The sequence below is a fragment of the Stutzerimonas sp. CXK-1 genome (assembly GCF_057738225.1).
This window is the reverse complement of record NZ_CM173217.1, coordinates 971645-982500: the sequence shown is the minus strand read 5'-3', so window position 1 is coordinate 982500 and position 10856 is coordinate 971645. Positions and strand designations below refer to the sequence as shown.

Genomic DNA, 10856 nt, shown 5'->3' with positions numbered 1-10856 from the left:
CACCGCCAGCGACACCCTGCTCGTCAAGCGCCCAAACCGCCCAAACCCAGCCGGCCACAACCCCGGCGGCAGCGGGGCTGGCCAGCCCAATGAACCAGCGCTTGTCGACCTTGCCGATCTGCGTGTTGAAACGTGCCAGGCGCAAGGCCGCACAAGCGGCATAGATAAACGCCACGGTCAGCCCCACGTTGCCAAGCTCGGACAAAGCCCACTCGTAGGCAAGCAGAGCCGGAGCCAGACCAAAAGCCACCATGTCTGACAGCGAGTCGTATTCGGCGCCAAAGGCACTCTGCGTATTGGTCAAACGGGCAACTCGGCCATCCAGGCTATCGAGCACCATGGCGACGAAAACGGTTGCCGCGGCGACATGCAGGTTGCCGTTTATCGCACTGATAATCGAGAAAAAACCAGCAAACAGGTTCGCCGTCGTAAACAGGTTGGGCAGCAAGTAAACGCCGCGGTGACGTACCTTCCGGCCATCGGAGTCATGGCTTTCCTCGACATGCTCATCGATGGGTAACAAGCTTTCCGGCTCGTTGGGAGTGTTCGACTCGTCGGGATGTTCGGTCATGCACGATCACCATTTACTGCGGGTTCGAAAGAATGGACAGAGCTTCGCTTACGCGGTTCATCATCCAGCCACGCGCTTTATACCAAGAATGCGCCCTTAAACGAAAAAACGCGGCCTTGGCCGCGTTCCTTCGTGATCATGTCGATCAGTTCTTGCTCTTGTCGACGATCTTGTTCGCCGCGATCCAAGGCATCATCGCGCGCAGCTTCTCACCGACGACCTCAATGCCGTGTGCCGCATTGTTACGGCGATAAGCAGTCATCGACGGATAGTTGGCCGCACCCTCGGTGATGAACATCTTGGCGTACTCACCGTTCTGGATGCGCTTCAGAGCGTTGCGCATGGCAGCACGGGATTCGGCGTTGATGACTTCCGGACCAGTGACATACTCGCCGTATTCGGCGTTGTTGGAGATCGAGTAGTTCATGTTGGCGATACCGCCTTCGAACATCAGGTCAACGATCAGCTTCAGCTCGTGCAGACATTCGAAGTAGGCCATTTCCGGAGCGTAGCCCGCTTCGACCAGGGTTTCGAAACCGGCCTTGACCAGTTCGACGCAACCGCCGCAGAGAACGGCCTGCTCACCGAACAGGTCGGTTTCGGTTTCGTCCTTGAAGGTGGTTTCGATGATGCCGGTACGACCACCGCCGACGCCACAGGCATAGGACAGCGCGACGTTACGGGCATTGCCGGATGCGTCCTGGTAGATCGCGATCAGGTCAGGGATACCGCCGCCACGGACGAACTCGGAGCGCACGGTGTGACCCGGCGCCTTCGGTGCGATCATGATCACGTCGAGATCGGCGCGCGGCACGACCTGGTTGTAGTGGATCGAGAAACCGTGGGCGAAAGCCAGGGTTGCACCCTGCTTCAGGTTCGGCTCGATCTCGTCCTTGTACAGGCGACCCTGGAACTCGTCCGGAGTCAGAACCATCACCAGGTCAGCCGAAGCAACAGCTTCCTTCACCGGCTTGACGGTCAGACCATGGGCCTCTGCCTTGGCCACCGACGGCGAACCAGTGCGCAGGCCGACCACTACGTCAACGCCGGAATCCTTCAGATTGCACGCGTGAGCATGGCCCTGGGAGCCGTAACCGATGATTGCGACTTTCTTGCCCTGGATGATGGAAAGATCGCAGTCCTTATCGTAGGAAACCTTCATGTAATACCCCTGTTACTGGCCTCGTGGGCCCTTCAATAAACTGTTTGCCGTGACGCGCCGCGAATGCGGCGCATCGCCTCAGATGCTCAGCACCTTGTCGCCACGCGAGATCCCAGTTACGCCGCTACGAACCACTTCAAGGATCGCCGCAGTGCCGATCGCCTGAATGAAGCTGTCCAGCTTGTCACTGGTACCGGCGAGCTGAATCGTATAGACGCTTGGCGTCACATCGACGATCTGGCCGCGGAAGATGTCCGTGGTGCGCTTGACCTCGGCACGCTGCGCCCCGGTGGCCTTGACCTTGATCAGCATGAGTTCACGCTCGATGTGCGCACTCTCGGACAGGTCCACCAGCTTGACCACCTCGACCAGCTTGTTCAGGTTCTTGGTGATCTGCTCGATGACGTCCTCGTGACCGATGGTCGTCAGGGTCAGACGCGACAGAGTCGGATCCTCGGTCGGCGCGACGGTCAGGCTTTCGATGTTGTAGTTGCGCTGGGAGAACAGACCGACGACACGGGACAGCGCGCCCGGCTCGTTTTCCATCAGCAGGGAAATGATGTGTCTCATGGTCAGGTCCGCTCCGTCTTGCTCAGCCACATGTCACGCATCGCACCGTCCCGAATCTGCATCGGGTAGACGTGCTCGGTGTTGTCCACGGCAATGTCGAGGAACACCAGACGGTCCTTCATGGCGAAGGCCTCTTCCATCATCGGCTTGAGATCCTTCAGATCGGTGATACGCATGCCGACATGACCGTAAGCCTCGGCAAGTTTGACGAAGTCAGGCAGCGACTCCATGTAGGAATGTGAGTAACGACTGTTGTACTGCATGTCCTGCCATTGGCGGACCATGCCGAGCGCACCGTTGTTCAGATTGACGATCTTCACCGGCAAGTCGTACTGCAGACAGGTCGACAGTTCCTGGATGTTCATCTGGATACTGCCCTCCCCCGTCACCACGGCGACTTCGGCGTCCGGGAAGTTGAGCTTCACGCCCATGGCCGCAGGCAGACCAAAGCCCATGGTGCCCAGGCCACCAGAGTTCAGCCAGCGGTTGGGCTTGTTGAACTTGTAGTACTGGCAGGCAAACATCTGGTGCTGGCCGACATCCGAGGCGATATAGGCATCGCCCTTGGTGACTTCGCACAGCGTCTCGACAACGGTCTGCGGCTTGATGATCGAGCCGTCGCCCTTGTCATAGGGGAACAGGCCGCGATTACCGCGCCATTCTTCGATCTGCTTCCACCAGCTGGCAAGCGACTCGGCATTCGGTGCCTGACCGATCTCTTTCACGATCGCAACCATCTCGCTCAGCACGCTGTCGACCGGACCAACGATCGGGATGTCGGCCTTGATCGTCTTGGAAATCGAGGCCGGGTCGATGTCGATGTGAATGATCTTGGCGTTAGGGCAGAACTTGGCCGCGCCATTGATGACGCGATCATCGAAACGGGCGCCCACGGCCAGAATCACGTCCGAATGGTGCATCGCCAGATTCGCCGTGTAGCTGCCGTGCATGCCGAGCATGCCGACGAACTGACGATCGGTGCCCGGGAATGCCCCCAACCCCATCAAGGTATTGGTCACCGGCAGGTTGAGCATCTTCGCCAGTTCGGTGAGCTGCTCGGAGGCCCCGCCCATGATCACACCGCCACCGGAATAGATGATCGGGCGCTTGGCCGAAAGCAGCAGCTCCGCTGCCTTGCGGATCTGACCAGAGTGCCCGCGTACGGCCGGACTGTAAGAGCGCAGCTTCGCCTTCTTCGGGTAGACGTACTCGAACTTCTCGGCCGGATTGGTCATGTCCTTCGGGATATCGACCACCACCGGACCAGGGCGCCCCGATTGGGCGAGGTAAAACGCCTTCTTCATCACCTCGGGAATCTCCGAGGGATGTTTGATCATGAAGCTGTGCTTAACGATTGGCCGGGAAATCCCGATCATGTCGGTTTCCTGGAACGCATCGGTGCCGACCATGTTGCTTGGCACCTGCCCGGAGATGACCACCATGGGAATCGAGTCCATGTAGGCGGTGGCAATCCCGGTGATCGCATTCGTCGCGCCCGGGCCGGATGTCACCAGCACAACGCCGGCCTTGCCGGTCGCGCGGGCATAACCATCGGCCATGTGTGTAGCGGCCTGCTCGTGGCGCACGAGGATGTGCGTCACCTCGGGCTCTTTGAACAGCGCATCGTAGATATGCAGCAGAGCACCGCCCGGATACCCGTAAATGTACTTAACGCCTTCGTCACGCAGGAAGCGGACGACCATTTCAGCGCCGGATAACAGTTCCACGTTGTTCACCTCTGAAACGCCAGACGGCTGATCCCTCTTGGAACAGCCAGGAATAGGTTTACTGCCGAGCAGGGCATGAGCGACGGTAGTCGCCGACTACGTCAGCCACTGACGAGCCAGTATCGGGACGGCCCTAGTGTTGCGGGAGTCCCACCCAGCGCGAGGTAACGCGTTGCGGGTGATGCGGAGTCGGCGCGGGTAGCACCTCATGCTTGTCAAACTGAGCGGAGACCCGCTTGCGGCGAGCTGCTCAGGACAGCAAGCCTCGGATTGTTCGGATTAGAGGCAGCCAAGTCAAGTCTGCCGTTGCGTTTGCGCGGCGTTGCGCTGTGACCTGGTACAGAAGCGCCGGCTACCGATTTGGTTATAGTGCAGCCACCAAGACACCCCGTTAAGGATTCTCGATGCGCTCGATGCTCGTCGCCGCCAGCCTTCTGGCCGTGCTCGGCAGCCCTGCCTGGGCGGCCCAGGTATACAAATGGGTTGATGCCCAGGGAACAACACATTTCGGAGCTCAACCTCCACCAGATCAGCCGGCGCAAACCATCAATACGGTCGCCGCCCCGCCGGCCCCGGTCGCGCCGACACCGCCGCGCGCGGAAGCAAAGGACCCGCAGGCCGAAATCGACGAGAAAGTTCGGCGTCAGGTCGCCGAGCAAGAGGCACAGCGCAAACAATACTGCGAAACACTGCGCACCAACCTGGCTCAACTGCAAAGCAACCCGCGCGTTCGGGTCGAAGAAGGTGGCGAACTGCGCCGCATCGGTGAGGAGGAGCGCCAGGCACGCATCACCGAAACAAAGAAGAAGATTGCCGAGGAGTGTGACCTCAACCCTCGCTGAGCAGTTGATCAAAGCGCTCTAGCGCCTCGATCAACCCAGCCAGCGGTCGCCCCGCGTAGGCCACTTCGGCCATGGGACCTAGCCCCGATACCCTAGGCAGGGGCCACTCCTGCTCGACGATCTGCTTCATTCTTGGCAAGAGCACCCATTGCAGCCACTGCTCGAACGGGAGCGTATCAACGCAGAATGGCGCGCTGCTGGCCAGCGCCTGGGCCGAGGGCGCCACGTCGGCCCACAGCCCTGCGACCCTCAGCTCGCGCTCGATGAGCAACAACACATCGGCCAGTTCCGGTATACGCCGATCCATCACAGACTGACCTTGGCACGCTGGCGAGCGGCTGCGGCCCCTGCTGCATCGCCCTGCCGTTCGCGTGCCTGCGCGATCATTTCCCAGAGGCTCGCCTGCAAGGCAGGACGGCCGCTGGCGTAGCTCAGCGCGCGCCGCGATAGCTGCTCAGCCTGCACAGCATCGCCCTGCTCGAGCCGAACCTGGGCCAGCCGGTAGAGCACCTGCGGCTCACGCGGCGCGATCCGTTGCGCGCGCTCCAGACTCGAGGCGGCACCGTTGAGGTCGCCCCCGGATTGCTGCTGGCGGGCCGTGGTGAGCAATGCCAGCACCGGCCCGTCGAGTTGCTCGTCTGCCGAGAGCCCACCTGAGGACGGCACGCCGGTCGGCGCCGGTGCAGGCGCGGCCGGCACTGGCGTCCCCATGGACGGCGTGCCGACAGCGCCTGCTCCCGAATCCCATTGCGGCGTTGCGCCGGGCGTACTATCGACGGTACCGGCATCTGGCGCCGCGAACGTTTGTAAGGGCGCCGAATTGCCCGGTGGCACCATTACCATGACGCCCGAATCCGCCGTTTGCCCGGCGGGTGCCGGAGCCGCGCCGGCAGGCCGGTACGCCTGACGTGCAACAGTCTGCTCGGAAACCGGCGCACCAGAGTCCACCACCGGGATCGCGCGGCGATCGACACTGGCACATCCCTGCACGGCCATGGCAATCACGCACAAAGCCATCAATTGCTTGTTCACGTACACCTTTTCGAACTCCTAGTGGCAGCCGCGCAATCAACGCTACTGCAGCCAACCCCTGACCCAGTCCATGACCGACTCGGCAGGCGCCTGAATACCACAACCCGGCCCCGGAGCCGGCTCGCTACCCCGAATGTAGGGCATCTGAACCGCACCAGGACAACGTTCATCGGTGCCCTGGCCGGTGCGCGAATCGACCCAGACCTGCACGACGTTTTCCGGCAGCGGCGAGTTCAATGGCAACGGATCGGCCCGCCGCATGAAATCCGTCCACACCCGCAGCGCGCCGGTAGCACCGGTCAGCGACGTCTTGCCGTTGTCGTCGCGCCCTAGCCATACCACCGCCAGCAAGTCCTGACTGAAGCCGGCAAACCAGCTGTCACGCAGATCGTTGGTGGTCCCGGTCTTGCCCGCCAGGTTGAGCGAGCGTGGCAGCTGGTTGTACGCCGAACGCCCGGTGCCCTCATGCATCACGCGCTGCATGGCCCGCTGCGTAAGGTAGATGGCGCCCGGATCGAAACGCTGCTGAATCTGGAACGGATAACGCTTGAGCGGCTCGCCCTCGGCGGTCAGTACGCTGCGAATGCCGCGCAACGGCGTGTTGAAGCCGCCGTTGGCAAGCGTCTGATACACATCAGCGACCTCGATCGGCCTTAGCGCCCCAGCCCCGAGCAGCATCGAAGGATAAGCCGGCCAGTCGACAGATACCCCGAGGCGCTGCAGCGTCTTGAGCACGTTCGGCACACCCAGATCCAGGCCCAAGCGGGTGGTCGACAAATTGTAGGAGTTGGCCAGCGCCTGGTAGAGATAGACAGTGCCGTGCGCCTTGCGGTCGTAGTTCTGCGGTCGCCACACCTGCCCGTCCGCGCCCTTGACCGAGAAGGGCTCATCTTCCAGCAGACTGGTCAACGTGTACTGGCTGGGACGCTCCAGTGCCGTCAGATAGATCACCGGCTTGATCAACGAGCCAATCGGCCGAACCGCATCAAGAGCCCGGTTGAAGCCAGCGTAGCCAGGTTGCCGACTGCCCAGCATCGCCTGGATTTCGCCGGTTTCCGGATTGGTCACCAGCATGGCGCCTTCGACGGCCTCAGCCCCCTTGCCAAGGCGTTTGAGCGTATCGCTCATGGCCTGCTCGGCCTTGAGCTGAAGAATCGGATCGAAGCTGGTGAATACCCGCAGTCCTTCTTCGGTAAGGTCTTCCTCGCGATAGTCCTCACGCAACTGACGCTTCACCAGATCAAGGAAGGCCGGGTAGGAGCTGTCGGCCATGCTGCCGCGCTGGGTGATCCCGAGCGGCTTCTGCTTGGCGGCTGCGACTTCGGCCTGATCGACGACCTGCTGCTCGGCGAGCAGGTCGAGCACAAGGTTGCGCCGCTCGAGTGCGCGCTCCGGATGCCGGCGCGGATTGTAATAGGTCGGCCCCTTGACCATGCCGACCAACAGGGCGATCTGGTGCAGCTTCAGCTCGGCGAGCGGCTGGCCGAAGAAGTACTGGCTGGCCAGCCCGAAGCCATGGATGGCACGCCGACCATCCTGGCCGAGGAAGACCTCATTGAGGTAGGCCTCGAGAATCTCCTGCTTGTCGTAGTGCAGCTCCAGCAGCACCGCCATCATCGCCTCGGTGGCCTTGCGCGTCAGGCTGCGTTCGTTGGTGAGGTAAAAGTTCTTCACCAGCTGTTGCGTCAGCGTACTGCCGCCCTGACGCACCGCGCCGGCCGTCAGGTTCACCCAAACGGCACGGGCGATGGACTTGGGCGAAACGCCGAAGTGCTCGAAGAACTCCCGATCCTCGACTGCCACCAGCGTCTGGACCAGATAGGGCGGCACCTGATCCAGCTTGATCAGGATGCGGTCCTCGTTGTGCGCCGGATAAAGGCCGCCGATCAACACCGGTTCCAGGCGCGCGACGGCCAGGCTGGAGCCGTCAGCGCTATTTAGCCCGGCAACGAAGTCACCGGAAAAGCGCACCCTGATGCGTCGTGACTCCTCGGCGCCTTCATAGAACTGAAAACCGCGGGTCTGCATCTCCACATTGTTGCCGGCCACGGAAACGCCGCCAGGACCGGCGACGGCCTTCTCGCGCCGATAGCCAAGGGCGTCCAGCTCGGCGAGGAAGTCGTCCTTGGCCAGCTTCTGCCCGACGAACAACTCGAGCGGACGCGCGTAGACCTTTGCCGGGATGGTCCAGCGCTTGCCGGAAAATTTTTCCTGGACGATGGCATCGAGATAAACGGCGAAACCGGCGAGGATCACGAGGCCGACGATCGACAGCTTGACGACCCAACCCAGCCACGGCCGGGCGGCACTGGATCGGCGTCGAGTGCGATTGCGAGGGGAGCGGGACTTAGTCATGGCGGCGGATTATACGCAGCTTTGTCATGCACGGCCGAGCGCCTCTCGACGGTTTCCAGCAGCGGAACGAGCAGTGATAATGCCGGCGTTTTTTCACGGTGTGGCCTGTAAAGCGTTCCGGCCCGCCTGGCGCCAACTCTCGAAGCAAGGAGTGACCGTGAGCCAAGATCTGATCAGCGCGTTACAGAACCCCGCCCTTTATCCCCACCCGGTCGATGCGTTCCGGGTGATCGAAACCCACATTTCCTGGGTCATCCTGACCGGCCACTACGCCTACAAGATCAAGAAGCCCGTGGACTTCGGCTTCCTGAACTTCACCGAGCTGTCCGCCCGCAGGCACTTCTGCGAAGAGGAACTACGGCTGAACCAGCGCATGGCCGGGGACCTCTACCTGCAGGTACTGCCGATTACCGGTAGCGCACAGGCACCGCAGCTTGGCGGCCCGGGCGAGCCTATCGAATATGCGCTGCAGATGCGCGAGTTCCCCCAGGCCCAGCTACTGGCCGAACTCCAGGCACGGGGCGAACTGACCGAAGCGCACATCGACCAGATGGCCGACCGTATCGCCAGCTTTCACCTGAGCACGCCACACATCGCCGCCGACCATGCGCTCAATACTCCCGAAGCCATCGTTGCCCCGATGCGGCAGAATTTTGAGCAGATCCGTCCGTTGCTCAACGAAGCGAGCGACCTGGCGCAGCTGGACAGTCTCGAGCAGTGGATGGAAACCAGCATCAGTCGCTTGCAACCGGTGCTGCAGGCCCGCTGCGATGAGGGCTTCATTCGCGAGTGTCATGGTGATCTGCATCTGGGCAACGCCACGCTGATCGATGGCCAGGTCGTGCTGTTCGACTGCATCGAGTTCAACGAGCCCTTCCGCCTGATCGACATCGCATCCGACGCGGCCTTTCTTGCGATGGACCTGGAGGATCGCGGCCTCAAGTGCCAGGCGCGTCGTTTCATCAACGGCTGGCTCGAGCAAACCGGCGACTACGCGGCGCTGCAGCTGCTGAACCTCTATAAAGCCTACCGTGCCCTCGTACGAGCCAAGGTCAGCCTGTTCCGCCTGTACCAGGAGCAAGACCCGGTCCAGCGCAAGGTGGTCCTGCGCCAGTACCGCAGCTACGCCAACCTGGCCGAGAGCTACAGCGCCATCCCGTCGAGGTTTCTAGCGGTGACGCATGGCGTTTCGGCGGTGGGCAAGAGCCACGTCGCCATGCGTCTGGTCGAAGCGCTTGGCGCCATCCGTCTGCGCTCGGACGTGGAGCGCAAGCGTCTGCTCGGCACGCAACCCCAGGAGGCGACCGGACGGCTCGATTCGGGCATCTATAGCCAGGCGGCGAGCGAAGCTACCTACGCCCGCCTCCACGAACTGGCTGGGGCCATTCTCTCGGCCGGTTTCTCGGTCGTGATCGATGCCACCTACCTCAAGCGCGCACAGCGCACGGCCGCCGCCAGCATGGCAGAAAGCACGGGTGTCCCATTCGTGATTCTCGATTGCAACGCGCCCGACGCGGTCATCGAACTCTGGCTGGCTCAGCGCCAGCTTGAGGGTCACGACCCATCCGACGCCAATCTCGATGTGGTTCGCGCCCAACAGGCCAGCCGTGAACCATTGGACGAGGGCGAGCTGCTGGTCGCCCGCCGCGTGGAAACCAACGACGCCGCCAGCCTTGACAGTCTCGTCGGGGCGATTCGCCAGCGGCTACCTGGGCTCTGAGCCAACGGCCGCGTCCGGCAGAGCCCGTCGACGCGGCCTATACTGGCGACATCGTCCCGTCGATGCCTCGCCATGACCGATTCTTGCACCGCAGCACCATCGACCGCCCCTTCGCGCGACAGCGTGGCCTTGTTCGCCGCCAACGCCGGAGCCTATGCCGCATTCCGGCCAACCTACCCGAGCGTCCTGTTCGACTGGCTCGCACAGCGTTGCGCGCAGCGCGAACGGGCGCTGGATATCGGCTGCGGCAACGGCCAGGCCGCGCGCGCCCTGCGCATGCATTTCGATGAGGTCATCGGCTGCGATGCCAGCGTCGAACAGCTTTCCAGCGGTGAAGACTGGCAGGGCGTAAGACGCCTCGCCGCTGACGCCGAACAAATCCCTGTCGCCGATGGCTCGCTGGACCTGGTGGTGGTTGCGCAGGCCCTGCACTGGTTCGCCACACCCGTCTTTTTCGAAGAAATTCGCCGCGCACTGCGTCCAGAGGGCTTTTTCTGCGCCTGGTGCTACAGCTTGCTCAGCGTGACGCCGGCGATCGATGAACTGATCGGGACGCTCCACGGCGATACCCTTCGCGGCTGCTGGCCGGAGGGCCGACGCAGCGTCGACGCCGGCTATTGCGACATCGAGGTGCCGTTCGCCCGGCTCGCCGCACCGGAGTTTGCGCTCGAGACCCGCTGGAACCTGGCACAGCTCGTCGGCTATCTGCGGACCTGGTCAGCGGTTGCCAAGTATCGTCAGCTACACGCCAGCGACCCCGTCGATGCACTGCTTGCGGAACTATCGAGCCGTTGGGGCGCGCCCGCGACCACTCGCACGATCCGCTGGCCGCTGCACCTGATCGCCGGCTATCCGCACCGTTGCGCCACGGGGTAAC

The 10856-nt window shown here is 62.4% G+C and carries 10 protein-coding genes (1 of these 10 cut by a window edge); 3 read left to right on the top strand and 7 right to left on the bottom strand.

The annotated features are described in order from the left end of the window. The 4 genes from pssA to AC0KXH_RS04645 form a co-directional block, all read right to left on the bottom strand. On the bottom strand, window positions 1–571 hold the 5' portion of the coding sequence (gene pssA, locus AC0KXH_RS04660) for a CDP-diacylglycerol--serine O-phosphatidyltransferase (RefSeq protein ID WP_041111125.1). 269 nt of this gene lie to the left of the window's left edge; the window shows 571 of its 840 coding nt (coding positions 1–571); its start codon is at window positions 569–571; the stop codon falls past the left edge of the window. A gap of 145 nt (window positions 572–716) precedes the next feature. Then, window positions 717–1733, bottom strand: coding sequence for a ketol-acid reductoisomerase (gene ilvC / locus AC0KXH_RS04655; protein ID WP_041111127.1), 1017 nt, complete (start codon window positions 1731–1733; stop codon window positions 717–719). Window positions 1734–1811: 78 nt separating this feature from the next. After that, window positions 1812–2303: an acetolactate synthase small subunit gene (gene ilvN / locus AC0KXH_RS04650; RefSeq protein WP_041111129.1), complete on the bottom strand. Its 492-nt coding sequence runs from the start codon at window positions 2301–2303 to the stop codon at window positions 1812–1814. A 2-nt stretch (window positions 2304–2305) separates the two neighbouring features. Continuing rightward, window positions 2306–4030 (bottom strand): acetolactate synthase 3 large subunit, encoded by a 1725-nt coding sequence (locus AC0KXH_RS04645; RefSeq protein WP_041111293.1) that lies wholly within the window; start codon window positions 4028–4030, stop codon window positions 2306–2308. Between the two features lie 404 nt (window positions 4031–4434). Here AC0KXH_RS04645 and AC0KXH_RS04640 point away from each other — a divergent pair, with 404 nt between their 5' ends. Next, window positions 4435–4872 (top strand): DUF4124 domain-containing protein, encoded by a 438-nt coding sequence (locus AC0KXH_RS04640; protein ID WP_488224240.1) that lies wholly within the window; start codon window positions 4435–4437, stop codon window positions 4870–4872. On the opposite strand, the gene AC0KXH_RS04635 is transcribed toward AC0KXH_RS04640, so the two are convergent. The 3 genes from AC0KXH_RS04635 to mrcB are packed head-to-tail and all read right to left on the bottom strand — an operon-like array spanning window position 4859 to window position 8259. After that, window positions 4859–5179 (bottom strand): YqcC family protein, encoded by a 321-nt coding sequence (locus AC0KXH_RS04635; protein ID WP_061340567.1) that lies wholly within the window; start codon window positions 5177–5179, stop codon window positions 4859–4861. The genes AC0KXH_RS04640 and AC0KXH_RS04635 overlap by 14 nt on opposite strands. Further along, complete coding sequence (locus AC0KXH_RS04630; protein WP_488224589.1) at window positions 5179–5889, bottom strand: tetratricopeptide repeat protein; 711 nt, start codon at window positions 5887–5889, stop codon at window positions 5179–5181. The genes AC0KXH_RS04635 and AC0KXH_RS04630 overlap by 1 nt, the downstream gene beginning before the upstream one ends. 57 nt (window positions 5890–5946) lie before the next feature. Then, window positions 5947–8259, bottom strand: coding sequence for a penicillin-binding protein 1B (gene mrcB, locus AC0KXH_RS04625; RefSeq protein ID WP_312570688.1), 2313 nt, complete (start codon window positions 8257–8259; stop codon window positions 5947–5949). 157 nt (window positions 8260–8416) lie between these two features. On the opposite strand from mrcB, the gene AC0KXH_RS04620 reads away from it, so the two are divergent. Together AC0KXH_RS04620 and AC0KXH_RS04615 are read left to right on the top strand one after the other, a co-directional pair. Further along, window positions 8417–9979, top strand: a complete 1563-nt coding sequence (locus AC0KXH_RS04620) for a bifunctional aminoglycoside phosphotransferase/ATP-binding protein (protein ID WP_488224239.1) — start codon at window positions 8417–8419, stop codon at window positions 9977–9979. 72 nt (window positions 9980–10051) lie between these two features. Further along, window positions 10052–10855, top strand: coding sequence for a class I SAM-dependent methyltransferase (locus AC0KXH_RS04615; protein WP_488224238.1), 804 nt, complete (start codon window positions 10052–10054; stop codon window positions 10853–10855). The last annotated feature ends 1 nt before the right edge of the window (window position 10856 follow it).

Excerpts from the sequence above, each read along its gene's own strand:
- AC0KXH_RS04635 (WP_061340567.1), bottom strand. The coding sequence starts at position 5,179 with ATGGATCGGCGTATACCGGAACTGGCCGATGTGTTGTTGCTCATCGAG.
- mrcB (WP_312570688.1), bottom strand. The coding sequence starts at position 8,259 with ATGACTAAGTCCCGCTCCCCTCGCAATCGCACTCGACGCCGATCCAGT.
- ilvN (WP_041111129.1), bottom strand. The coding sequence starts at position 2,303 with ATGAGACACATCATTTCCCTGCTGATGGAAAACGAGCCGGGCGCGCTG.
- AC0KXH_RS04640 (WP_488224240.1), top strand. The coding sequence starts at position 4,435 with ATGCGCTCGATGCTCGTCGCCGCCAGCCTTCTGGCCGTGCTCGGCAGC.
- AC0KXH_RS04630 (WP_488224589.1), bottom strand. The coding sequence starts at position 5,889 with ATGGCTTTGTGCGTGATTGCCATGGCCGTGCAGGGATGTGCCAGTGTC.
- AC0KXH_RS04615 (WP_488224238.1), top strand. The coding sequence starts at position 10,052 with ATGACCGATTCTTGCACCGCAGCACCATCGACCGCCCCTTCGCGCGAC.
- ilvC (WP_041111127.1), bottom strand. The coding sequence starts at position 1,733 with ATGAAGGTTTCCTACGATAAGGACTGCGATCTTTCCATCATCCAGGGC.